The 23233-nt window shown below is 69.5% G+C and carries 33 protein-coding genes; 1 reads left to right on the top strand and 32 read right to left on the bottom strand.

Features of this window, described 5'->3' with window-relative positions:
- Positions 1-27 precede the first annotated feature (27 nt).
- A complete protein-coding gene (infA, locus tag AD017_RS17350; RefSeq protein WP_010228514.1) occupies positions 28-249 on the bottom strand; it encodes a translation initiation factor IF-1 in 222 nt (73 codons plus the stop codon).
- Between the two features lie 243 nt (positions 250-492).
- Between infA and AD017_RS17345 the strand changes: the two genes are divergently transcribed.
- Complete coding sequence (locus AD017_RS17345) at positions 493-1812, top strand: MFS transporter (RefSeq protein WP_060574833.1); 1320 nt, start codon at positions 493-495, stop codon at positions 1810-1812.
- A gap of 53 nt (positions 1813-1865) precedes the next feature.
- Here AD017_RS17345 and AD017_RS17340 read toward each other — a convergent pair whose 3' ends face one another.
- From AD017_RS17340 to rpsL, 31 genes are all read right to left on the bottom strand, one after another.
- Entirely contained in the window at positions 1866-3260 is a 1395-nt protein-coding gene (locus AD017_RS17340) for an NAD(P)(+) transhydrogenase (Re/Si-specific) subunit beta (RefSeq protein ID WP_060576443.1), read from the bottom strand.
- Positions 3261-3280: 20 nt separating this feature from the next.
- Positions 3281-3610, bottom strand: a complete 330-nt coding sequence (locus tag AD017_RS17335) for an NAD(P) transhydrogenase subunit alpha (RefSeq protein WP_010228509.1) — start codon at positions 3608-3610, stop codon at positions 3281-3283.
- The gene (locus AD017_RS17330) at positions 3610-4728 is read right to left on the bottom strand and encodes a Re/Si-specific NAD(P)(+) transhydrogenase subunit alpha (protein ID WP_060574832.1); all 1119 of its coding nucleotides are present in this window, start codon (positions 4726-4728) and stop codon (positions 3610-3612) included. The genes AD017_RS17335 and AD017_RS17330 overlap by 1 nt, the downstream gene beginning before the upstream one ends.
- Before the next feature lie 138 nt (positions 4729-4866).
- A complete protein-coding gene (map, locus tag AD017_RS17325; RefSeq protein ID WP_010228504.1) occupies positions 4867-5712 on the bottom strand; it encodes a type I methionyl aminopeptidase in 846 nt (281 codons plus the stop codon).
- Between the two features lie 78 nt (positions 5713-5790).
- Positions 5791-6288: an adenylate kinase gene (locus AD017_RS17320; RefSeq protein WP_238592005.1), complete on the bottom strand. Its 498-nt coding sequence runs from the start codon at positions 6286-6288 to the stop codon at positions 5791-5793.
- A gap of 185 nt (positions 6289-6473) precedes the next feature.
- Positions 6474-7784: a preprotein translocase subunit SecY gene (gene secY, locus AD017_RS17315; protein ID WP_010228500.1), complete on the bottom strand. Its 1311-nt coding sequence runs from the start codon at positions 7782-7784 to the stop codon at positions 6474-6476.
- Between the two features lie 355 nt (positions 7785-8139).
- Entirely contained in the window at positions 8140-8598 is a 459-nt protein-coding gene (gene rplO, locus AD017_RS17310) for a 50S ribosomal protein L15 (protein WP_010228497.1), read from the bottom strand.
- Positions 8595-8780, bottom strand: coding sequence for a 50S ribosomal protein L30 (gene rpmD / locus AD017_RS17305; protein ID WP_010228496.1), 186 nt, complete (start codon positions 8778-8780; stop codon positions 8595-8597). Before rpmD ends, rplO begins: the two co-directional genes overlap by 4 nt.
- 5 nt (positions 8781-8785) lie before the next feature.
- Positions 8786-9418, bottom strand: coding sequence for a 30S ribosomal protein S5 (gene rpsE / locus AD017_RS17300; RefSeq protein ID WP_010228493.1), 633 nt, complete (start codon positions 9416-9418; stop codon positions 8786-8788).
- 40 nt (positions 9419-9458) lie between these two features.
- Positions 9459-9827, bottom strand: coding sequence for a 50S ribosomal protein L18 (gene rplR, locus AD017_RS17295; RefSeq protein WP_227012851.1), 369 nt, complete (start codon positions 9825-9827; stop codon positions 9459-9461).
- Positions 9828-9871: 44 nt separating this feature from the next.
- Complete coding sequence (gene rplF / locus AD017_RS17290; RefSeq protein WP_010228489.1) at positions 9872-10411, bottom strand: 50S ribosomal protein L6; 540 nt, start codon at positions 10409-10411, stop codon at positions 9872-9874.
- A gap of 17 nt (positions 10412-10428) precedes the next feature.
- A complete protein-coding gene (gene rpsH, locus AD017_RS17285) occupies positions 10429-10827 on the bottom strand; it encodes a 30S ribosomal protein S8 (protein ID WP_010228487.1) in 399 nt (132 codons plus the stop codon).
- A 127-nt stretch (positions 10828-10954) separates the two neighbouring features.
- Entirely contained in the window at positions 10955-11140 is a 186-nt protein-coding gene (locus AD017_RS17280; RefSeq protein ID WP_010228486.1) for a type Z 30S ribosomal protein S14, read from the bottom strand.
- A gap of 4 nt (positions 11141-11144) precedes the next feature.
- Positions 11145-11708 carry a 50S ribosomal protein L5 gene (rplE, locus tag AD017_RS17275; protein ID WP_010228484.1) on the bottom strand — a complete coding sequence of 188 codons (564 nt, stop codon included), beginning with the start codon at positions 11706-11708 and terminating at the stop codon, positions 11145-11147.
- A 1-nt stretch (position 11709) separates the two neighbouring features.
- On the bottom strand, positions 11710-12036 hold the full coding sequence (gene rplX, locus AD017_RS17270; RefSeq protein ID WP_010228482.1) for a 50S ribosomal protein L24: 327 nt from the start codon (positions 12034-12036) through the stop codon (positions 11710-11712).
- Positions 12037-12050: 14 nt separating this feature from the next.
- Positions 12051-12419 carry a 50S ribosomal protein L14 gene (gene rplN, locus AD017_RS17265; RefSeq protein ID WP_010228481.1) on the bottom strand — a complete coding sequence of 123 codons (369 nt, stop codon included), beginning with the start codon at positions 12417-12419 and terminating at the stop codon, positions 12051-12053.
- An 8-nt stretch (positions 12420-12427) separates the two neighbouring features.
- Positions 12428-12760, bottom strand: coding sequence for a 30S ribosomal protein S17 (gene rpsQ / locus AD017_RS37435; RefSeq protein WP_010228479.1), 333 nt, complete (start codon positions 12758-12760; stop codon positions 12428-12430).
- Positions 12761-12768: 8 nt separating this feature from the next.
- The gene (rpmC, locus tag AD017_RS17255) at positions 12769-13014 is read right to left on the bottom strand and encodes a 50S ribosomal protein L29 (RefSeq protein WP_010228477.1); all 246 of its coding nucleotides are present in this window, start codon (positions 13012-13014) and stop codon (positions 12769-12771) included.
- Positions 13014-13433: a 50S ribosomal protein L16 gene (gene rplP, locus AD017_RS17250; RefSeq protein ID WP_010228475.1), complete on the bottom strand. Its 420-nt coding sequence runs from the start codon at positions 13431-13433 to the stop codon at positions 13014-13016. Before rplP ends, rpmC begins: the two co-directional genes overlap by 1 nt.
- 3 nt (positions 13434-13436) lie before the next feature.
- Entirely contained in the window at positions 13437-14276 is an 840-nt protein-coding gene (gene rpsC, locus AD017_RS17245) for a 30S ribosomal protein S3 (protein WP_060574831.1), read from the bottom strand.
- Positions 14276-14692, bottom strand: a complete 417-nt coding sequence (gene rplV, locus AD017_RS17240; RefSeq protein WP_010232347.1) for a 50S ribosomal protein L22 — start codon at positions 14690-14692, stop codon at positions 14276-14278. The genes rpsC and rplV overlap by 1 nt, the downstream gene beginning before the upstream one ends.
- A gap of 37 nt (positions 14693-14729) precedes the next feature.
- Entirely contained in the window at positions 14730-15011 is a 282-nt protein-coding gene (rpsS, locus tag AD017_RS17235; RefSeq protein ID WP_010232348.1) for a 30S ribosomal protein S19, read from the bottom strand.
- A gap of 14 nt (positions 15012-15025) precedes the next feature.
- Positions 15026-15859: a 50S ribosomal protein L2 gene (gene rplB / locus AD017_RS17230; RefSeq protein ID WP_010232349.1), complete on the bottom strand. Its 834-nt coding sequence runs from the start codon at positions 15857-15859 to the stop codon at positions 15026-15028.
- Positions 15860-15875: 16 nt separating this feature from the next.
- On the bottom strand, positions 15876-16175 hold the full coding sequence (gene rplW / locus AD017_RS17225) for a 50S ribosomal protein L23 (protein ID WP_010232350.1): 300 nt from the start codon (positions 16173-16175) through the stop codon (positions 15876-15878).
- Positions 16172-16858, bottom strand: a complete 687-nt coding sequence (gene rplD, locus AD017_RS17220) for a 50S ribosomal protein L4 (protein ID WP_010232351.1) — start codon at positions 16856-16858, stop codon at positions 16172-16174. The genes rplW and rplD overlap by 4 nt, the downstream gene beginning before the upstream one ends.
- Positions 16855-17541, bottom strand: coding sequence for a 50S ribosomal protein L3 (gene rplC / locus AD017_RS17215; protein ID WP_050802408.1), 687 nt, complete (start codon positions 17539-17541; stop codon positions 16855-16857). Before rplC ends, rplD begins: the two co-directional genes overlap by 4 nt.
- 14 nt (positions 17542-17555) lie before the next feature.
- A complete protein-coding gene (rpsJ, locus tag AD017_RS17210; protein WP_003938093.1) occupies positions 17556-17861 on the bottom strand; it encodes a 30S ribosomal protein S10 in 306 nt (101 codons plus the stop codon).
- 511 nt (positions 17862-18372) lie between these two features.
- Positions 18373-19566, bottom strand: coding sequence for an elongation factor Tu (gene tuf / locus AD017_RS17205; protein WP_060574830.1), 1194 nt, complete (start codon positions 19564-19566; stop codon positions 18373-18375).
- Between the two features lie 149 nt (positions 19567-19715).
- Positions 19716-21764 (bottom strand): elongation factor G, encoded by a 2049-nt coding sequence (fusA, locus tag AD017_RS17200; protein ID WP_050802409.1) that lies wholly within the window; start codon positions 21762-21764, stop codon positions 19716-19718.
- A 101-nt stretch (positions 21765-21865) separates the two neighbouring features.
- Positions 21866-22336 (bottom strand): 30S ribosomal protein S7, encoded by a 471-nt coding sequence (gene rpsG, locus AD017_RS17195; RefSeq protein ID WP_010232376.1) that lies wholly within the window; start codon positions 22334-22336, stop codon positions 21866-21868.
- Entirely contained in the window at positions 22336-22710 is a 375-nt protein-coding gene (rpsL, locus tag AD017_RS17190) for a 30S ribosomal protein S12 (protein ID WP_010232377.1), read from the bottom strand. The genes rpsG and rpsL overlap by 1 nt, the downstream gene beginning before the upstream one ends.
- Positions 22711-23233 lie beyond the last annotated feature (523 nt).

The following is a 23233-nucleotide window of genomic DNA, read 5'->3' as shown; positions in this document are numbered from 1 at the left end:
TGATCTTCTCGGTCTGGCGACCGACGGTCACTTGTAGCGGTAGACGATCCGGCCGCGGCTGAGGTCGTAGGGCGACAGCTCGACGACCACGCGGTCCTCCGGAAGGATCCGGATGTAGTGCTGCCGCATCTTCCCGCTGATGTGCGCGAGGACCCGGTGGCCGTTCTCCAGCTCCACCCGGAACATCGCGTTCGGCAGGGGTTCGACGACCCGGCCTTCGACCTCGATCGCCCCGTCCTTCTTGGCCATGTCCTCCGCTATCCGTGACAGGTGTCGGTTGCACCGGCCGACGATGGAGCCGACGACCGGATCGGCACGCGCGACCCGGGGCCCGGACCGGAGAGTGTGCAGAGCACATGCGGAGCGGGCACCAGACGGCGCACCGATAGTCAAGTGTACGGAGTGCGCACGGGACCGGTGCGAGCGGGGGTGCGGAACACCCGCGGGCGGCCCGGTTGCACGACGCGGGTGCCCGGGTGATCGCATGGGTCCGTGACGGACCACGTGCCCGACGGTACCGAAACCACCCCGCCGACGACCAGCACCCGGCTGCCCCGGGCGTTGCGCCCGTTCCGGCACCGCGACTACCGGTTCCTCGTCGCGTCGATGGCCGCGTCGCTGTTCGCCTCCGGGGTGTGGCTGCTCTCGCTCGTCTGGCAGGTCATCGGCCTCGGTGGCGGCCCCGCCGCGCTGTCCGCCGTGACGGCGTCGGCGAGCGCGGGCCTGCTGGTCAGCGTGCTCATCGGCGGCGTGGCCGCGGACCGGTTGCCGCGTCGCACCGTGCTGCGCTCGGTGGAGGTCGTCCGGATCGTCGCGGCGGCCGGTGCCACGACGCTCGCCCTGACCGGCACCCTGACGATCTGGTCGCTGGCGGCCATCGCCTTCGTGATCGGCGCCGCGGAGGCGTTCTACTTCCCCGCCTACTCGGCGCTCCTGCCCACGCTCGTCCCGTCCGGCGAGCTGCTCGCGGCCAACGGCGTCGAGCAGACCCTGCGCCCGGCGATGATGCAGGCGGTCGGGCCGGGACTCGCCGGGCTCGTCGTCGGGGCGTTCGTCCCGGGTGCCGGGCTGGCCGTGGCGACGGCCGGCTACGCCGTCGCCCTGGTCCCGCTCCTGTTCCTGCGGGTCGTCCCCCCGCTCGCCGCGGGCGAACCCGGTGCGACGGCGGAGGGTGAGCCGCGCCGCTCGGTGCTGCACGACCTGCGCGAGGGCTTCGGCTACCTGGTCCGGACCGGCTGGCTGTTCGCCAGCCTCGCGTTCGCCATGCTCTACGTGGTCGTGATCATCGGGCCGATCGAGGTGCTGCTGCCGTTCGCGGTGCGGGACCGCGCGGGCTCCGGGCCGGCGGGGTTCGCGGCCGTGCTCGCCGCGTACGGCATCGGCGGGGCGCTCGGGTCGATCGCGATGGCGAGCCGGCCGCTGCCGCGCCGCTACCTCACCGTGATGCTGCTGCTGTGGGGCACCGGGGCACTGCCCCTGGTCGTACTGGGCCTGGCGACGGCGGTGTGGCCGATGGCCGTCGCCGCGTTCCTCGTCGGGGCCACCGGCGCAGCGGCGATGGTGATCTGGGGGACGCTGCTGCAGCGGCGCGTCCCGCCGCACCTGCTCGGCCGGGTCTCGAGCCTGGACTTCTTCGTGTCGCTGGCGCTGATGCCGGTGTCGATGGCACTGGCCGGGCCGGTCGGAGCCGCGATCGGCATCCCGATCACGTTCGTCGTCGCCGGGTGCCTGCCGGTCGTGCTCGCGGTGCTGGCCATCCTGCTGTGGCGGCTCCCCCGCGACGAGACCGCGCACCCGCTCAGCGCGGAGTAGCACCGGGGCGTGGTTCCCGGGGGACCGGTCCCCCGGGAACCACGCCCGGGCGGCTACAGCGCCTTCAGCTCCTCCGTCACCTCCGTCACCGACGACTTCGCGTCGCCGAAGAGCATCGAGGTGTTGTCGGCGAAGAACAGCGGGTTGTCGATGCCGGCGAACCCGGACCCCATCGACCGCTTGAGCACGATGACGTTGCGGGACTCGTCGACGTTGAGGATCGGCATCCCGTGGATCGGGCTCGACGGGTCGTTGCGCGCGGCCGGGTTGGTGACGTCGTTCGCGCCGATCACCAGCGTGACGTCGGTGCGGGAGAACTCGTCGTTGATGTCGTCCATCTCCTTGAGCGCGTCGTAGGAGACGTCGGCCTCGGCGAGCAGGACGTTCATGTGCCCGGGCATCCGGCCGGCCACCGGGTGGATGGCGTACTTGACCTCGACGCCCTTGCCCTCCAGCAGCTTGGCCATGTCCTTCACGGCGTGCTGGGCCTGCGCCACCGCCATGCCGTAGCCGGGGACGACGATGACCTGCGACGCGTACGCCATCTGGATCGCCGCGTCCGCCGCCGAGGTCGACTTCACGGTGCGCTCGACGCCGTCGTCGACGGCCGCGGCCTGCGTCCCGCCGAACCCGCCCGCGACGATCGCCGGGATGGTCCGGTTCATCGCCACGGCCATCTGGTTGGTCAGGATCGAGCCCGAGGCACCGACGATCATGCCGGCGACGATCATCGCGGTGTTGTCCAGCGCGAGACCCGCCGCCGCCGCGGACAGCCCGGTCATGGCGTTGAGCAGCGAGATGACGACGGGCATGTCCGCACCGCCGATGGGCAGGACGACCAGCACGCCGACCACCGCGGCGATCACCAGCACCGCGACGATCCAGATCTCCGAGGCGCCCTCCATGCCGGCGAACACCGCGGCGACGACGGCCAGCACCAGCAACCCGATGTTGATGACCTGCTGGGCGCCGCCGAGCCCGATCGGCTTGCCGGGGAGGATCTCCTGCAGCTTGCCGAACGCGATCAGCGAGCCCCAGAACGAGATCGAGCCGACGATCGCGGCGAACAGCGACGCGATGACGATGTAGAGCTCGACGCCGACGAACCCGTCGGACCCGCGGAACTCCGCCCACGCGATCAGCGCGACCGCACCACCGCCGACGCCGTTGAACAGCGCCACCATCTGCGGCATCTGGGTCATCTTGACGTTCCGCGCGGACGGGACGCCGAGCAGCGTGCCGACCACCAGGCCGACGATGATCAGGATCCAGTTGGCCTGGACGAGCAGCAGTGTCGCGAGCACCGCGATCGCCATGCCGACCGCGGCGATCTTGTTGCCGCGCACCGCCGTCTTCGGCCCGGTCAGGCCGGACAGGCCGTAGATGAACAGCGCGAACGCGATGATGTAGAGGATCGGGACGATCACGCCGAGCGGGCCGTCCGGCATCGTCTCCGTGGCGGCGAGGGTCACGATCCGCTCCCGTTCTGCTCGGCCTTCTTCGCGGCACCGGGCGTCTTGCCCTTGAACATGCCGAGCATCCGGTCGGTGACCAGGAAGCCGCCGACGACGTTGATGACGCCGAAGGCGATCGCGACGACCAGGATGATCGCGTCGACGACGCCGACCTCCTCACGGCCGAGCACGACGATCGCGCCGAGCAGCACGATGCCGTGGATCGCGTTGGTGCCCGACATCAGCGGCGTGTGCAGCGTGTTCGGGACCTTCGAGATGACGGCGAAGCCGACGAAGCCGGCCAGCACCAGGATGGCGATGTTCGCCAGCAGTCCGGAGTCCATCAGGCGCTCCCCTCCTCACGCGTCACGCAGGACTTGGCCAGTACCTCGTCGTCGAAGTCCGGGGACAGCCGGCCGTCGGTGACCATCAGCTCGAGCAGCGAGGTGACGTTGCGGGCGTACAGCTCCGAGGCGTGCTCGGGCATCGACGCGGGCAGGTTCAGCGGGGACACGATCGTCACGTCGTGACGCACGACGGTCTCCCCGGGCTCGGTCAGCTCGCAGTTGCCGCCGGCCTCGCCCGCCATGTCCACGATGACGCTGCCCGGCCGCATCCCCTCGACCGCGGCGGCGCTGACCAGCTGCGGCGCCTTCCGCCCGGGCACCAGTGCGGTGGTGACGACGACGTCGAAGCCCGTGATGGCCTCCTCGAGCGCCTTCTGCTGCCTCGCCCGCTCGTCGTCGCTGAGCTCGCGGGCGTAGCCGCCCTCACCGGCCGCGTCGATGCCGAGGTCCAGCCACTGGGCGCCCAGCGACTTCACCTGGTCGGCGACCTCGGGCCGCACGTCGTAGCCGGTGGTGCGGGCCCCGAGTCGCTTCGCCGTCGCGAGCGCCTGCAGGCCCGCGACACCGACGCCGAGCACCAGCGCGGTCGCCGGCTTCACGGTGCCGGCCGCCGTCGTCAGCATCGGGAAGAAGCGGGTGGAGTGCTCGGCAGCGGCCAGCACCGCCTTGTACCCGGCGACGTTCGCCTGCGACGACAGCGCGTCCATGCCCTGCGCGCGGGAGATCCGCGAGATCGACTCCATCGCGAACGCCGTCACCCCGGCGTCGCGCAGCTTCTCCACGGTCTCGGGGTGGGTCAGCGGGGACAGGAACCCGACCAGCACCTGGCCGGACCGGAGCTTCCCGATCTGCTCCGCACTGGGCGGATTGACCACCGCGACGACGTCGGCCGCCCACGGGTCCCCGATCTCGGCGCCGGCCTCGGTGAACTCGTCGTCCGGGATCAGTGCGCCCTCGCCCGCCCCGGTCTCCACCACGACCCGCGCACCGCGGCCTGCCAGCTTGCCGACGACCTTCGGGACCAGCGCCACGCGGCGCTCGCCCTCCCGGATCTCCTTCGGCACCCCGACCGTGACCGTGCTCTGCGGGCCGTCCTGCTCGGCCTCATCGCTCATGCGGGGAACCTAGACCACGTGCAACGGTCTGTGGGCCCGGGACGTGACGGGCACTACCCGCTGGGAGAGCCCTTGATCGATTACCCGGTACGACCTGTATCGATCAGGGCCTGACCTGCCGGGCGGGTGGCCGGAGGGTCAGCTACCCGGACGGTCGGGTGCGCCGGCGGGCGCGGTCAGCAGCCACGGCCCGTCCTCGGTGACGGCGACGGTGTGCTCCCAGTGCACGGCCCGTCCGCCGCTCGCGGTGACGACGGTCCAGCCGTCGTCCAGCTCCACGGTCTCCGGGTCCCCCGCGACGAGCATCGGCTCGACGGCCAGGGCCATCCCGGGCCGCAGCCGCGGGCCGCGGCCCGGCTCGCCGTGGTTGGGCAGGAACGGGTCCATGTGCATCGAGGTGCCGATGCCGTGCCCGCCGTACTCCGCGACGATGCCGTAGTCGGCGCGGTCCGCCTCCGCGGCGGCCCGGCACGCCTCCTGGATCGCGTACGAGACGTCGGTGAGGCGCGCCCCGTCCTGCACGGCGACGACGCCGGCGTCCATCGCGCCCCGGCACGCCGCGGACAGCGCCAGGTCGGCCGGCGAGACCTCGCCGACGGCGATGGTGACGGCCGAGTCGCCGTGCCAGCCGTCCAGGATCGCGCCGCAGTCGACCGACAGCAGGTCGCCGTCGGCCAGCACCTGCCCCGCGGACGGGATGCCGTGGACGATCTGCTCGTTCACCGAGGCGCAGATGCTCCCCGGGAACCCGTGGTACCCGAGGAACGAGGGGACGCCGCCGCCGTCGCGGATGGTCTGCTCGGCCAGCGCGTCCAGCTCGGCGGTGCTCACCCCCGGCTTGGCGTGCTCGGTGACGGCGGCGAGCGTCGCGGCCACCAGTGCCCCCGACTCCCGCATCGCCTGCAGCTGACGCGGGGTCTTGAGCTCGATGTCCCGTCCCCGGTACCGGGCGATGGCGCCACGGAGGCCACCCCGACCGTTCATGCGTTCCCTCGGTTCCTCGCCGTGCCGGCCGGCACCGCCCGGTCGTCCCGGGCGGGGCCCACTGCCGACGCCGGTCCGCTAGGCGCTGCGGTCGCGCAGCGCGGAGAAGACCCGCTCGGTGATCTCGTCGATCTCACCGACGGCGTCGATCGTGACCAGCTGGTCGCGGTAGTGGTCCAGCAGCGGCGCGGTCTCCTCGCGGTACACGCGCTGCCGGTTGCGGATGGTGTCCTCGTTGTCGTCACTGCGGCCACGGCCCAGCAGCCGCTGCACGACGACCTCGTCCTCGACGTCGAACTGGACGACGGCGTCGAGCTTCAGGCCCTTCTCGTCCAGGATCGCGCCGAGCGAGGCCGCCTGCGCGGTGTTCCGCGGGAACCCGTCGAGGATGAAGCCCTTCTCCGTGTCGGCGTCGCCGAGACGGTCCTTCACCATGCCCACGGTCACCTCGTCGGGGACGAGGTCCCCGGCGTCCATGTACCGCTTGGCCTCGCGGCCGAGCTCCGTCTCGTCGCGCAGGTTCGCGCGGAACAGATCGCCCGTCGAGATGTGCGGGACATCCAGCTTCTCGGCCATCTGCTCAGCCTGGGTCCCCTTGCCGGCACCGGGCGGTCCCACCAGAACGAGTCGCACGCGAACCCGACCTCCTGAAGTCTCTTGCTTGTCCACACCGGCGGCGTTACCGGCGCGCGGTGCCGCCGGCACCGAACCGGGGCCGGGGCCCCGACCGGGGTTCCCGCACGGCCACGTTCCGCCGGACTCTAACGCAGGAAACCCTCGTAGTTCCGCTGCATGAGCTGGCTCTCGATCTGCTTCAGGGTGTCGAGGCCCACCGTCACCATGATCAGCACGGCCGTACCACCGAACGGGAAGTTCTGGTTCTGGCCGGTCCCGGTGATGCCGAGGAAGAAGTTCGGCAGCACCGCGATGATGCCCAGGTACAGCGATCCCGGCAGCGTGATGCGGCTGAGCACGAAGTTCAGGTACTCGGCGGTGGGCCTGCCGGGCCGGATGCCCGGGATGAAGCCGCCGTACTTCTTCATGTCCTCGGCGCGCTCGTCGGGGTTGAACGTGATGCCGACGTAGAAGTACGTGAAGAAGATGATCAGTGCCATGTACAACACGATGTGCACGGGATTGGACTGATCGACGAGATAGGTCTGCACGAACTGCTGGAACCATCCGCCCTCGTTCCCGGCGAGCCGGGCGACCAGGTCGGGCAGGTACAGCAGCGAGCTACCGAAGATCACCGGCACGACGCCGGCCTGGTTCACCTTCAGCGGGAGGTACGTGGAGGTGCCGCCGTACATCCGGCGCCCGACCATCCGCTTGGCGTACTGGACCGGGATCCGCCGCTGGCCGTTCTCGATGAACACGACGCTCGCGATGATGGCGAGACCGAAGGCGCAGACACCGGCGAAGACCAGGCCGCCCGAGTTCTCCAGGATGAGCTGGCCCTCGGCGGGGATCCGGTGCGCGATCGAGGCGAAGATCAGCAGCGACATGCCGTTGCCGATGCCGCGCTCGGTGACCTGCTCGCCCAGCCACATCACCAGCGTCGTTCCGGCGACCATCGTGACGACGATGACGACCAGGGTGAAGACCGACGAGTCCGGGATGACCGGCAGCTGGCAGCCCTGGAAGAGCTGGCCCCGCTCGGCGAGCGCGACGAAGCCCGTCGCCTGCAGTACCGCGATACCGATCGTCAGGTAGCGGGTGTACTGCGTCAGCTTCGCCTGGCCGGACTGGCCTTCCTTCTTCAGCTGCTCGAACCGCGGGATCACGACCTGCAGCAGCTGCACGATGATGCTCGCGGTGATGTAGGGCATGATGCCCAGCGCGAAGATCGACAGCTGGAGCAACGCCCCGCCGGAGAACAGGTTGATCAGCGAGTAGACGCTCGCGTTGTCGCCGCCCTCGACCTGGCGGACGCACTCCTGGATGTTGGGGTAGGACACCCCCGGCGAGGGGATGTTCGCCCCGAGCCGGTACACCGCCACGATCGCCAGCGTGAAGAGGATCTTCTTGCGGAGATCCGGCGTGGTCAGGGCCGACCGGACTGCGCTGAGCACTCGGTGATCCTCCTACGACGTCGGCGGCCCGACACCGCCTGCGCCGGCCCCGGGACGGGGACGGCCGGTTGGAAGACGCGATCCGCGCCTTGCGGGGACACCCGGGCCGACAGGTCCTGCACCGGCGGGGGCTGCGCGATGACACGCCTGTCCCGTTGCCTCGGACGCGTAGTCCGGAAGTGACTGTAACAGCGGCCCGGACACGCCTCGGCGCCGCCCACGAACCCGTCCCGCCTGGGCGGACGACGGGCACCGTGGACGGCGCCGTGGACGTGTCGGAGGCGGCGGTGCGGAGCCGATGGCTCCGCACCCCCGGCCGCCTGGCCTCGGGGCGGGGCCCCGTCCCGCGAGCTCGTCAGAGCTCGGAGACGGACCCACCCGCGGCCGAGATCTTCTCGCGCGCGGAGGCCGAGAACTTGTGGGCCTTCACCGTGAGGGTGACGCCCGACAGCTCACCCTCGCCCAGCACCTTGACCGGCTGGTTCTTGCGAACCGCGCCCGCCTCGGCCAGCTCGGCCGGTCCGACCTCGCCACCCTTCGGGAACAGGGCGGCCAGCTCGCCGACGTTCACGACCTGGTACTCGACCTTGAAGCGGTTCTTGAAGCCCTTGAGCTTCGGCAGCCGCATGTGCAGCGGCATCTGACCGCCCTCGAAGCGCGGCGACACCGTCTTGCGGGCCTTCGTGCCCTTGGTGCCGCGACCGGCGGTCTTGCCCTTGGAGCCCTCACCACGACCCACACGGGTCTTGGCCTGCTTCGAGCCCGGGGCCGGCCGCAGGTCGTGCAGCTTGATCACGTTCTGCTCGTCGCTCACGCCTGCACCTCCTCGACGGTCACGAGGTGGCGCACCACGTGGACGTACCCGCGGGTCTGCGGGTCGTCCGGGCGCTCCACCGACTGCCGGATCTTGCGCAGGCCCAGCGAACGCAGCGAGTCACGCTGGTTCTTCTTGGTCCCGATCCGGCTCTTCACCTGGGTGATCTTCAGAGTGGCCATGTCGCTCACACCCTCGCCGCGTCGGCCTCGGCCCGCCGACGCATCATGCTGTGCGGGGCGACGTCCTCGAGCGGCAGGCCACGGCGGGCCGCCACCTCCTCCGGACGCTGCACCGACTTCAGCGCGGCCACCGTGGCGTGCACGATGTTGATCGCGTTGTCGGAGCCGAGCGACTTGGACAGGATGTCCGAGATGCCGGCGCACTCCAGCACCGCGCGGACCGGACCACCGGCGATGACACCGGTACCCGGCGACGCCGGACGCAGGAGGACGACGCCGGCGGCGTCCTCACCCTGCACGCGGTGCACGATCGTGCCGCCGATGCGCGGGACGCGGAAGAAGTTCTTCTTCGCCTCCTCGACGCCCTTGGCGATCGCGGCCGGCACCTCCTTGGCCTTGCCGTAGCCGACGCCCACCAGGCCATCGCCGTCGCCGACGATCATCAGCGCGGTGAAGCTGAACCGGCGGCCGCCCTTGACGACCTTGGCCACGCGGTTGATCGTGACCAGCCGCTCGATGTACGGGGTCTTGTCCTGGGCCGCCCCGCCACGGCCACCGTCCCGGCGGTCCCGGCTGTTGCGGTTGTCGTTGCTACCGCCGCCGGGCCCTCCGCCGTCACGCCGCGTACGTCCCGGCATCAGACGATCCCTTCAGTTCCGTGCATGGTCTGCGTCTTCATCAGAACTCCAGGCCCCCCTCGCGGGCGGCGTCGGCCAGAGCCGCGATCCGCCCGTGGTAGGCGAGGCCCCCACGGTCGAACACGACCGCGGAGACGCCGGCGGCCTTGGCCCGGGCTGCGATGAGCTCGCCGACCTTGGCCGCCTTGGCCTTCTTGTCGCCGTCCACCGTGCGCACCTCGACGTCCAGGCTGGACGCGTGCGCCAGGGTGTGCCCGGCGAGGTCGTCGATCAGCTGGACGGTGATGTGCCGCGAGGAGCGGTTGACCGCCAGACGCGGGCGGACCGGCGTACCGGAGATCTTCTTGCGGAGCCGGGCGTGCCGACGGATGCGCGAGTCGCGGCGCTTGCGCGCAACCTGGGACGCCATCCGCCGACGGGCGGCACCCGACACGGTCTCGTTCGTCTCGGCCATCACTTACCCGTCTTTCCGACCTTGCGGCGGACCTGCTCGCCGGCGTACCGCACGCCCTTGCCCTTGTACGGGTCGGGACGGCGCAGCTTCCGGATGTTCGCGGCGGTTTCGCCGACCAGCTGCTTGTCGATGCCGGAGACCGAGAACCGGGTCGGCGACTCGACCGCGAAGGAGATGCCCTCCGCCGGCTCGATGACGACCGGGTGCGAGTAGCCCAGGGAGAACTCGAGGTTCGCGCCCTTGAGCTGCACCCGGTAACCCACGCCGTGGATCTCCAGCTTCTTCTCGTAGCCGGCGCTGACGCCGACGACGATGTTGTTCACGAGCGAGCGGGACAGGCCGTGGAAGGCCCGGGTCTCGCGCTCCTCGTCAGGACGCTGGACCAGCACCGCGCCGTCGTCGTCGCGCTCGACCGTGATCGGCTCGATGACGGTGTGCGACAGGGTGCCCTTGGGGCCCTTCGCGGTGACCGTGCGGCCGTCGATGGTGATCTCCACGCCGGACGGGACGGTGACGGGCAGCTTTCCGATGCGGGACATCGTTCGTTACCCCTTTCTCACCAGGCGTAGGCGAGGACTTCCCCGCCAACGCCGCTCCGGTAGGCCTGCTGGTCGGTCATCAGACCCCGCGAGGTCGAGATGATCGCCACGCCGAGGCCACCCAGGACCCGCGGCAGGTTCGTCGACTTCGCGTACACACGCAGACCGGGCTTGGAGACCCGGCGCAGGCCGGCGATGCTCCGCTCACGGTTGCGGCCGTACTTCAGCTCGACCACCAGGGACTTGCCGACCTCGGCGTCCTCGGTGTGGTGGGCCGCGATGTAGCCCTCCTTCTGCAGGATCTCCGCGATGGAGACCTTCAGCTTGGAGTGCGGCATCACGACGCGGTCGTGGTAGGCCGAGTTCGCGTTCCGCAGACGGGTCAGCATGTCTGCGATCGGATCGGTCATCGTCATGGTGTATGTCTCTTTCCCGCCGTGGTTCCTCGCGGCCCGGCGCGGTGCCCCCGTGGAGGGGCACCGCGCCGGCGCGGGCCTTCGGCGATCGGGTCGACCCGGGCCCCGCCGGTGCGGGGCCTGCGGATCACCAGCTGGACTTGCTCACACCCGGCAGCTCGCCGGCGTGGGCCATGTCGCGCAGGCACACGCGGCAGAGGCCGAACTTGCGGAAGACGGCACGCGGACGGCCGCACTTCTGGCAGCGGGTGTAACCCCGCACGCCGAACTTCGGCTTCGCGTTCGCCTTGTTGATGAGCGCCTTCTTCGCCATTCGCTCAGCTCTCCTTGAACGGGAAGCCCAGGTGGCGCAGCAGCGCCCGGCCTTCGGCGTTGGTGGTCGCGGTGGTCACGACCGTGATGTCCATGCCCCGCGGCCGGTCGATGGTGTCCGGGTCGATCTCGTGGAACATCGACTGCTCGTTCAGCCCGAACGTGTAGTTCCCGCGACCGTCGAACTGGTCGCCGCTCAGGCCCCGGAAGTCCCGGATACGCGGCAGCGCGATGGTCAGCAGCCGGTCCAGGAACTCCCACATGCGGTCGTTGCGCAGGGTCACCTTCGCGCCGATGGGCATCCCCTCGCGCAGCTTGAACTGCGCGATCGACTTGGTCGCGCGGCGCAGCTGCGGCTTCTGACCGGTGATGGTGGCCAGGTCGCGCAGCGCGCCGTCGATCAGCTTGGAGTCCCGGGCGGCGTCGCCGACACCCATGTTCACCACGACCTTGGTCAGGCCGGGGATCTGCATGACGTTCGTGTAGCCGAACTCCTCGCGCAGGGAGCCGAGGATGTCGTCACGGTAACGCTGCTTGAGACGCGGGATCTCGGTGGTCGGAGCGGTCATCTCAGATCTCCTTCCCGTTGCGCTTGGAGATCCGGACCCGGCGGGTCGTGCCGTCCTCGTTCTCGACGACCTTCTTGCCGATCCGGGTCGGCTTGCCGTCCGAGTCGACGACCATCACGTTCGAGACGTGGATGGCCGCCTCCTGCGTGACGATCCCGCCGCTCTCGGCGCCACGCTGGTTCTGGCTGATCCGGGTGTGCTTCTTGATCCGGTTCACGCCCTCGACCAGCACGCGCTCACGGTCCGGGTAGGCCGCGATGACCTTGCCCGTCGCGCCCTTGTCCTTGCCGGCGATCACCTGCACGGTGTCGCCCTTCTTCACCTTCATCTTCGCCTTCATGATCAGAGCACCTCCGGAGCGAGGGAGATGATCCTCATGAACTTGCGGTCGCGCAGCTCGCGCCCGACCGGGCCGAAGATACGGGTCCCTCGGGGTCCGTTGTCCGCCTTGATGAGGACGGCGGCGTTCTCGTCGAATCGGATGTAGCTGCCGTCGGGACGGCGCTTCTCCTTCTTGGTGCGCACGATGACCGCCTTGACGACGTCACCACGCTTGACACCTGCGCCGGGGATGGCTTCCTTGACCGTAGCGACGATGACGTCGCCGATCCCGGCGTAGCGCCGCGCGGAGCCGCCCAGCACCCGGATGCACAGGATCTCCTTGGCACCGGTGTTGTCGGCGACGCGCAGCCGCGACTCCTGCTGGATCACTGTGACTCCTACTTGGCCTTCTCGAGGATCTCCACCAGCCGCCAGCGCTTGGTCGCCGACAGCGGACGGGTCTCCATGAGGCGGACACGGTCACCGATGCCGGCCGTGTTGCCCTCGTCGTGCGCCTTGACCTTGCTGGTCCGGCGGATGACCTTGCTGTAACGCGGGTGCTTGACCCGGTCCTCCAGCGAGACGACCACGGTCTTGTCCATCTTGTCGGACACGACCAGGCCCTCGCGGACCTTGCGCTCGCCGCGCTGCCCCTCCGGCTTGACGTGCGCGGACTGCGGCTTGCTCGCCGCGGTCGCGTCGTCGGCCGGCGAGCGCACGTCGTCGCTCACGCCCTCGCTCATGCTGCGCCCTCACTCTCGATCGGCGCAGCGGAAAGGCCCAGCTCACGCTCGCGCATGACGGTGTAGACCCGCGCGATGTCGTGGCGGACGGCCCGCAGCCGCCGGTTGTTGTCCAGCTGCCCGGTGGCCATCTGGAAGCGGAGGTTGAACAGCTCCTCCTTGGCCTCCCGGACGCGCACGACCAGCTCCTCGTCGGAGAGCTCGCGCAGCTCGGCCGCCTTGGTGTTGCCAGCGCTCGCCATCAGATGTCACCACCCTCACGGGACACGATCCGGCACTTCATGGGCAGCTTGTGGATGGCCCGGCGAAGTGCCTCGTGGGCCGTCTCCTTGTTCGGGAAGGTCATCTCGAACAGCACCCGGCCGGGCTTCACGTTCGTGACCCACTTCTCCGGCGAACCCTTACCGGAGCCCATGCGGACCTCGGCGGGCTTCTTGGTCATCGGGATGTCCGGGAAGACGTTGATCCAGATCTTCCCGCCACGCCGGATGTGCCGGTTGATGGCGATACGTGCGGACTCGATCTGCCGGTTCGTCACGTAGGCCGGCTCCAGCGCCTGGATGCCCCAGTCACCGAAGGTGACCGCGGTACCGCCGCTGGCCATGCCCTTGCGCTTGGGCCGGTGCTGCTTGCGGTGCTTGACCTTGCGTGGGATCAGCATCTGTCAGCTCTCCCCACCGTTGCTCTGGTTCTCACCGGAGGCCGGCTCCTCGGCGGTCGCCGTGGAGGCGCCGCCCTGGCCGCCGCTCTGCGCGGCACGCCCGGCCTCGGTGCTGGTCGCGGTCGTGCCCGAGGCACCCGAGCGACGACGGGCCGGACGCTCGCGGCGCGGACCGCGCCCCGGCGCCTCGGCGGCGGGCGCGCCCTCACGGCGGCCACCGACGACGTCACCCTTGTAGATCCAGACCTTCACGCCGATCCGGCCGAAGGAGGTCCGGGCCTCGAACAGGCCGTAGTCGATGTCCGCGCGCAGCGTGTGCAGCGGGACCCGACCCTCGCGGTAGAACTCCGACCGCGACATCTCGGCGCCGCCGAGCCGGCCGGAGCACTGGACCCGGATGCCCTTGACCTGCGGGCTGCGCATGGCCGACTGGATGGCCTTGCGCATCGCACGCCGGAAGGCGACACGGTTCGACAGCTGCTCCGCCACGCCCTGCGCGACGAGCTGTGCGTCGGACTCCGAGGCCTTGACCTCGAGGATGTTCAGCTGGACCTGCTTCTTGGTCAGCTTCTCCAGGTTGCCCCGGATGCGGTCGGCCTCGGCGCCGCGGCGGCCGATCACGATGCCCGGACGGGCGGTGTGGATGTCCACCCGCACGCGGTCCCGGGTCCGCTCGATCTCGACCTTGGAGATGCCGGCCCGCTCCATGCCCTTGGAGAGCATCTTGCGGATCTCGACGTCCTCCTTCACGTACTCCGAGTACTGCTTGTCCGCGTACCAGCGCGACTTCCAGTCCGTGGTGATGCCCAGGCGGAAGCCGTGCGGGTTGATCTTCTGCCCCATCAGCGGGCCCTCCCCTTCGCACCACGACGGCCGGCCTTCGCGGGGACCGACTCGACCTCGATGGTGATGTGGCTCGTCCGCTTGCGGATCCGGTAGGCGCGCCCCTGGGCACGCGGACGGATGCGCTTCAGCGTCGGGCCCTCGTCGACCATCGCCACGGCCACCACGAGGGTGTCCGGGTCCAGGTCCAGGTTGTTCTCCGCGTTGGCCGCGGCGCTGGCCACGACCTTCGCCACGGGCTCCGCAGCCGACTGCGGCGAGAACCGCAGGATCGCGAGCGCCTCGGACACCGGCAGGCCGCGGACCAGGTCCACGACGCGGCGGGTCTTCATCGGCGAGCTACGGACGAACCGTGCCACGGCACGCGCACGAGTCGGCTCGAGCACGGCGCCGGTGGTCTCGGCAGTGTCTGCCATTTCCTCCACCTCTCCTTGTCGCTACTCGGGCCGGCTTCTAGCGCCGACGTGCCTTGCGGTCGTCCTTGATGTGACCCCGGAAGGTCCGCGTGGGGGCGAACTCCCCCAGCTTGTGCCCGACCATCGAGTCGGACACGAACACCGGGACGTGCTTGCGGCCGTCGTGCACGGCGATCGTGTGACCGATCATGTCCGGGATGACGGTGGACCGTCGGGACCACGTGCGGATGACGGTCTTCTTGCCGGACTCGTTGAGGGCGTCCACCTTCTTGAGCAGGTGGTCGTCCACGAAGGGGCCCTTCTTCAGGCTGCGCGGCATCTTTACCTCCCTGCTCAGCGCTTCTTGCCGGTACGGCGCCGGCGGACGATCAACTTGTCGGAGGGCTTGTTGCGACGGGTGCGGCCCTCGGGGGTACCGGCCGGGTTGACCGGGTGCCGGCCACCGGAGGTCTTGCCCTCACCACCACCGTGCGGGTGGTCCACCGGGTTCATGACGACACCACGGACGGTCGGGCGCTTGCCCTTCCACCGCATGCGGCCGGCCTTGCCCCAGTTGATGTTGGCGTGCTCCGAGTTGCCGACCTCGCCGACGGTCGCGCGGCAGCGCACGTCGACGTTGCGGATCTCGCCGGAGGGCATCCGCAGCTGCGCGTAGGGCCCGTCCTTGGCGACCAGCTGGACGCCGGCACCGGCCGAGCGCGCGATCTTCGCGCCGCCACCGGGGCGGAGCTCGATCGCGTGCACCACGGTGCCCGTCGGGATGTTGCGCAGCGGCAGGTTGTTGCCCACCTTGATGTCGGCCCGGGGGCCGTTCTCGATCGGGTCGCCCTGCTTCAGGCGGGCCGGGGCGATGATGTAGCGCTTCTCCCCGTCCGCGTAGTGCAGCAGCGCGATCCGCGAGGTGCGGTTCGGGTCGTACTCGATGTGAGCGACCTTCGCCGGGATCCCGTCCTTGTCGTTGCGACGGAAGTCGATCAGGCGGTAGGCCCGCTTGTGGCCGCCACCCTGGTGCCGGGTGGTGATCCGGCCGTGGGCGTTGCGGCCGCCCTTGTTGTGCAGCGGACGCAGCAGCGACTTCTCCGGGTGGTCCCGGGTGATCTCGGCGAAGTCCGAGACACTGGAGCCGCGGCGACCGGAGGTCGTCGGCTTGTACTTACGAATGGCCATGGGTCTGCTCGCTCCCTCAGCTCGCCTGGCCACCGAACACGTCGATCGCCTTGCTCTCCTCGGAGAGCGTGACGATCGCGCGCTTGGTGTCCTTGCGCTTGCCGTAGCCGGTGCGGGAGCGCTTGCGCTTGCCCGGGCGGTTCAGCGTGTTCACGCTGGTCACCTTGACCCCGAACACCTTCTCCACGGCGATCTTGATCTGGGTCTTGTTCGCGTCGGGTGCCACGACGAAGGTGTACTGGCGCTCGTCGAGCAGCCCGTAGCTCTTCTCCGAGACGACCGGCGCGAGCAACACGTCCCGCGGGTCCGTGATCACTTCTCGCCCTCCTCAGCGGCAGCCCGGCGGCTCGCGGCCTTCGGCGTGGCGATGGGGCCGGACAGGAAATCGTCCAGCGCCGTCTGCGTGAACACGACGACGTCGTTGACGAGCACGTCGTGGGTGTTCAGCTGGTCCGGCGCGATCATGTGGACCTGCGGCAGGTTGCGCAGGCTCAGCAGCGCGGTCTCCGCCGTCCGCTCGACGACGACGAGCACGCGGCTCGCACCGGCCTCCGGCAGCAGGACCTCGAGGGTCTTGCGGGCGGCCTTGGTCGACGGGGTGTCACCCTCGACCAGAGCGGACACGACGTGGACGCGGCCGGCGCGGGCCCGGTCCGAGAGGGCACCGCGCAGGGCGGCGGCCTTCATCTTCTTCGGGGTCCGCTGCGAGTAGTCCCGCGGCGTCGGGCCGTGCACGGTGCCACCACCGGCGAACTGCGGCGCGCGGACCGAACCCTGACGGGCGCGGCCGGTGCCCTTCTGCCGGTACGGCTTCTTACCACCACCGCGGACCTCGCCGCGGGTCTTGGTGTCGTGCGAGCCCTGGCGCGCCGCGTTCAGCTGCGCGGTCACGACCTGGTGCATGAGGGCGATGTTCGCCGTCACGTCGAAGACGTGGTCGGGCAGCTCGACGCTGCCACCTGCGGCGCCCTCCGGCGTCTTGATCTGAACGGTGCTCACTTGCCATCACCCTTCGCGGGGGTCTTCACCACGACGAGGCCACCACGGGCACCGGGGACCGCGCCCTTGATGAGCAGCAGGCCGCGCTCGGCGTCCACGCGGTGAACCTTGAGGTTCTGCGTGGTCTGGCGCTCGGAGCCCATCCGGCCGGCCATCCGCACGCCCTTGAACACGCGGCCCGGGGTGGCGCAGCCGCCGATCGAGCCCGGCGAGCGGTGCTTGCGCTGGGTGCCGTGCGAGGCGCCCAGGCCGGCGAAGCCGTGCCGCTTCATGACACCGGCGAAGCCCTTGCCCTTGGTCACTCCGACCACGTCGACCTCGGCGATCTCCGCGAAGGCCTCCGCGGTGATCTCCTGTCCCGGCGTGTAGTCGGCCGCGTCGGCGGTGCGGAGCTCGAGGAGGTGGCGACGGGGGGTGACGCCGGCCTTGGCGAAGTGGCCGGTCTCCGGCTTGTTCACCTTGCGCGGGTCGATGGCCCCGTAGGCCAGCTGGACGGCGGTGTAGCCGTCGGACTCCTCCGAGCGCACCTGGGTCACGACGTTCGGCCCGACCTGGACCACCGTGACCGGCACGACGCGGTTGTTGTCGTCGAACACCTGGGTCATCCCGAGCTTGGTGCCCAGGACCCCGGTGATGTTCCTGGCCTGCTTCGTGGCGGCCGTCTTCTTGTTCACTGCAGTCATCGTCGCCCCCACGCCTACTGGATGTTGACGTCGACGCTCGCCGGGAGGTCGATGCGCATGAGCGCGTCGACCGTCTTCGGCGTCGGGTCGAGAATGTCGATCAGCCGCTTGTGCGTGCGCATCTCGAAGTGCTCGCGCGAGTCCTTGTACTTGTGCGGCGAGCGGATGACGCAGTACACGTTCTTCTCGGTAGGCAGCGGCACGGGGCCGACGACCCGGGCACCGGTGCGCGTCACGGTCTCCACGATCTTGCGAGCAGACGCGTCGATTGCCTCGTGGTCATAGGCCTTGAGCCTGATGCGGATCTTCTGTCCCGCCATGGTCGTCGGTCGTCCTCTTCTTCCTGCCGCGGGGGTGTCGCGGTTCGGCCCCGTAAGAACTCGCGCCGTGCTGCCACCGGGGGATCCCCGGGACGCGGCCGGCTGCGGCCCGTGCTCTGTTCAGGTCTGTCGGCCCGGAGCGGCTCCAGTCGCCTGGAACCGGCTTCCTGCCGGGGCTCTCCGGTCCACGCGGTCGGGCGTGTCGCACCCGACCCTCATAGTTCTACCCGGGTCACCGCGTCCCACCCCCTGTGGGGCGGGCATGTCGTTGGATCTCCCCGATCCCGCTGCCCGACACCGGCTGACCGGGACGGGAACGACGAACTCGGGGCTCACAACGAACATGGCGCGTGGAGCGCGACTCCTGAACTACCGGAGGACCGGGAACAGAGGCGGCGCTTCCACGCGCCATGCTCATCGTGCAACCCGTCAAGGATGACACACCGCTGTGCGGCACCCTCGACCGGGGGGTGGGTAGCGGGGCTGCTCACCTCGGAGCAGCCCCGCGACCTCACGCGTTGATCTTGGTGACCTGACCGGCGCCCACGGTACGACCACCCTCACGGATGGCGAACTGCAGGCCCTCCTCCATGGCGATCGGCTGGATCAGCTGAACGCTCATGGTGGTGTTGTCACCCGGCATGACCATCTCGGTGCCCTGCGGGAGGGTCACCACACCGGTCACGTCGGTCGTCCGGAAGTAGAACTGCGGACGGTAGTTGTTGAAGAACGGGGTGTGACGGCCGCCCTCGTCCTTGCCCAGGATGTAGACCTGGCCCTCGAACTCGGTGTGCGGGGTGATCGAACCCGGCTTCACGACGACCTGGCCGCGCTCGACGTCCTCGCGCTTGATGCCGCGGAGCAGCAGGCCGACGTTCTCGCCGGCACGCCCCTCGTCGAGGATCTTCCGGAACATCTCGACACCGGTGACGGTGGTCGGGGTCTTGTTCGGGCGGATCCCGACGATGTCGACGGTCTCGTTGACCTTCACGATGCCCCGCTCGACACGGCCGGTGACGACCGTGCCGCGACCGGTGATCGTGAAGACGTCCTCGACCGGCATGAGGAACGGCTTCTCGATGTCGCGCTCGGGCTCCGGGATCGCCTCGTCGACGGCGTCCATCAGCTCGACGATCGCGTTGGCCCACTGCTCGTCGCCCTCGAGGGCCTTGAGCGCCGAGACGCGGACGATCGGGAGGTCGTCTCCCGGGTAGTCCTGGTCCGAGAGGAGCTCACGGACCTCCATCTCGACGAGCTCCATGATCTCCTCGTCGTCGACCATGTCCGCCTTGTTCAGGGCGACGACGATGTACGGCACGCCGACCTGACGCGCGAGCAGCACGTGCTCGCGGGTCTGGGGCATCGGGCCGTCGGTCGCGGCGACCACCAGGATCGCGCCGTCCATCTGGGCGGCACCGGTGATCATGTTCTTCACGTAGTCGGCGTGCCCGGGGCAGTCGACGTGCGCGTAGTGCCGCTTCTCGGTCTGGTACTCGACGTGCGCGATGGAGATCGTGATACCGCGCTGGCGCTCTTCCGGCGCCTTGTCGATCATGTCGAACGCCGAAGCCTCGTTGAGGTTCGGGTACTTGTCGTGCAGAACCTTGGTGATGGCCGCCGTCAGCGTGGTCTTGCCGTGGTCGATGTGACCGATGGTGCCGATGTTGACGTGCGGCTTGGTCCGCTCGAACTTCGCCTTCGCCACTGCTGGGTCCTCCTGGACTCTTGTCTTCTTCTCCGCCGTGCTGACGGCAGGTCTGTGGGTGTGAGGTGCGGGCCGCGGACCTTACAGATCCGCGGACCGCTCCCTCCGAGCAGGTCGGACTGGGTACCGACCGGCCCTCGTTGCGAGACTTACTCGCCCGTCGCCTTCGCGATGATCTCCTTGGCCACGTTCGCCGGAACCTCGGCGTACGAGTCGAAGACCATCGTGTAGTTCGCCCGGCCCTGGGTCCGCGACCGGAGGTCACCGACGTAGCCGAACATCTCGGACAGCGGCACGAGCGCCTTGACGACGCGGGCGCCGGCCCGCTCCTCCATGGCCTGGACCTGGCCACGACGGGAGTTCAGGTCGCCGATGACGTCACCCATGTAGTCCTCGGGGGTGGTGACCTCGACGGCCATCATCGGCTCGAGGATGGCGGGGCTCGCCTTGCGGGCCGCCTCCTTGAACACCATCGAACCGGCGACCTTGAAGGCCATCTCCGAGGAGTCGACCTCGTGGTACTGCCCGTCCAGCAGGGTGCACTTCACGCCGACCACGGGGTAGCCGGCCTGGATGCCGTACTGCATGGCGTCCTGGACACCGGCGTCCACCGACGGGATGTACTCCCGCGGGATGCGGCCACCGGTGACCTTGTTCTCGAACTCGTACAGCGCACCGTCGCCGCCGGTGAGCGGCTCCAGGTTGATGATGACGCGGGCGAACTGCCCCGAGCCACCGGTCTGCTTCTTGTGCGTGTACTCGTACTTCGTGACCGGCTGCCGGATGGTCTCCCGGTAGGCGACCTGCGGCTTGCCGATGTTGGCCTCGACCTTGAAGTCGGACTTCATCCGGTTGACGAGCACCTCGAGGTGGAGCTCGCCCATGCCGGCGATGATGGTCTGGCCGGTCTCGTCGTCCAGGGAGACCTGGAACGTCGGGTCCTCCTCGGCGAGCTTCTGGATCGCCGTGGAGAGCTTCTCCTGGTCGGCCTTCGACTTCGGCTCGACGGCCACCTGGATGACCGGGTCCGGGAAGGTCATCGACTCGAGGACGATCGGGTTCTGCGAGTCGCAGAGCGTGTCGCCGGTGGTCGTGTCCTTCAGACCGATGACCGCGTAGATGTGCCCGGCGACGGCCTCGTCGACCGGGTTCTCCTTGTTGGAGTGCATCTGGAAGAGCTTCCCGATGCGCTCCTTGCGGTCCTTCGTCGAGTTGATGATCTGCGCGCCCGACGCGACCCGGCCCGAGTAGACCCGGACGTAGGTCAGCTTGCCGAAGAACGGGTGGGCGGCGATCTTGAAGGCCAGCGCCGAGAACGGCTCGTCCTTCGACGGCTTGCGGCTCGCCGGGGTCTCACCGTCGGTGAGGAAGCCCTCGACCGGCGGCACGTCGTACGGCGACGGCAGGTAGTCGATCACCGCGTCCAGCATCGGCTGGACACCCTTGTTCTTGAAGGCGGACCCGCACAGGACCGGGTAGGCGGCGCGGTCGGTGACCAGCTTCCGGATACCGGTCTTGATCTGCGCGACCGAGATCTCCTCGCCGCCGAAGTAGGCCTCCATCAGGGCGTCGTCGGTCTCGGCGACGGCCTCGATGAGCGCGGTCCGGTACTCCTCGGCCCGCTCCTTGAGCTCGGCCGGGATCTCCTCGATGGCGTAGTCCTCGCCCTTCTTGGGCTCGCCACGCCAGGTCAGCGCCCGCATCTCGACCAGGTCGACGACACCGATGAAGTCCGACTCCGACCCGATCGGCAGCTGCAGGGGCAGCGGCGTCGCGTTCAGCCGGTCCTTGATCGTCTGGACGGTGAAGTAGAAGTCCGCGCCCAGCTTGTCCATCTTGTTGACGAAGCAGATGCGGGGGACGTCGTACTTGGTGGCCTGCCGCCAGACCTGCTCGGACTGCGGCTCGACCCCCTCCTTGCCGTCGAAGACCGCCACCGCGCCGTCGAGCACCCGCAGGGACCGCTCCACCTCGACGGTGAAGTCGACGTGCCCGGGGGTGTCGATGATGTTGATCTGGTGGTCGTTCCAGAAGCAGGTCGTCGCGGCCGACGTGATCGTGATGCCGCGCTTCTGCTCCTCCTCCATCCAGTCCATGGTGGCGGCGCCGTCGTGCACCTCACCGAGCTTGTAGTTGATCCCGGTGTAGTACAGGATCCGCTCGGTCGTGGTGGTCTTACCGGCGTCGATGTGGGCCATGATGCCGATGTTGCGGACCTTCGTGAGGTCCGTCAGCACGTCCTGTGCTGCCACTGCTCAGCTCTCCCTCGATCGCGAGTTGGCGCCCGACGGTCGGCCGGTCACCAGCGGTAGTGGGCGAAGGCGCGGTTCGACTCCGCCATCTTGTGCATGTCCTCGCGCCGCTTGACGCTGGCACCGAGGCCGTTGCTCGCGTCGAGCAGCTCGTTCATGAGGCGCTCGACCATGGTCTTCTCACGGCGCTGACCGGAGTAGGTGACGATCCAGCGCAGGCCCAGGGTGGTCTGCCGGACGGCACGGACCTCGACCGGGACCTGGTAGGTCGCGCCACCGACACGGCGGCTGCGGACCTCGAGGGCCGGCTTCACGTTGTCGAGCGCGCGCTTCAGCGTGACGACCGGGTCGGTGCCGGTCTTGTCACGGGTGCCCTCGAGGGCGGCGTAGACGATGCGCTCGGCCAGCGAACGCTTGCCGTCCTTCAGGATCTTGTTCACCAGCTGGGTGACCAGCGGGGAGCCGTAGACCGGGTCCGAGACCAGCGGACGCTTCGGGGCGGGGCCCTTGCGGGGCATCAGCTCTTCTCCTTCTTCGCGCCGTACCGGCTGCGGGACTGCTTGCGGTTCTTGACGCCCTGGGTGTCCAGCGAGCCGCGGATCACCTTGTAGCGCACGCCCGGCAGGTCCTTCACTCGGCCACCGCGCACCAGCACGATGGAGTGCTCCTGCAGGTTGTGACCCTCACCGGGGATGTAGGCGGTGACCTCGATGCCGCTCGAGAGCCGCACACGGGCGACCTTGCGAAGCGCGGAGTTCGGCTTCTTCGGGGTGGTGGTGTACACGCGGGTGCAGACCCCGCGGCGCTGGGGGCTCCCCTTGAGCGCGGCGGTCTTGGTCTTCGCGACCTTGTCCTCGCGGCCCTTGCGGACCAGCTGCTGGATCGTGGGCATGAACCGTCTACTTCTTCCCGTCAGGTGTGGCTCGACTGTTGTCGCTCGTCGCTGTTCTTCGTCGTGCTTCGTTCTCGATGACTCCGGGGATCCGGGCGCCGGGGTGGCTTCCGATCTCCGCCACCGTCGCGCCGGACCCCGAGGTCGGGCGTGTCGTCCCGTGCACGCTCGTGGCCGGAAGGGCCCCGCGGAGGCTGTCGGGACGTCCACCGTGCCCGTCACCGCGGCACTACCTGGTCCCGGGAGGTGATGACCTTCCGGGACCGAGCACCACGGGGCACGCGGACCGGCCCGACCGAAGTCGAGCGCAGAGCATGAGAGTACTCGGCCCTCTTCGACACGGTCAAAGCGGGTCCGTCACGGACACCGCCTCGGGATCCTCCGGGGGCTTCGGAGATCCTCGGATCCGCCGGGGCCGTGCCCCTGCGGAGACCTGATGTGACCCGACGATGCCGCACGGAGCGGCGCCTGGCAAGCAGGCTCACCCGCTCGTCGCAGATCGTCTGCCGCTCGTCGCGGCCGG

The sequence above is a fragment of the Pseudonocardia sp. EC080619-01 genome (genome assembly GCF_001420995.1).
GTDB lineage: Bacteria > Actinomycetota > Actinomycetes > Mycobacteriales > Pseudonocardiaceae > Pseudonocardia.
The sequence above is the reverse complement of the archived record's forward strand: the minus strand, read 5'-3'. Positions and strand labels throughout refer to the sequence as shown.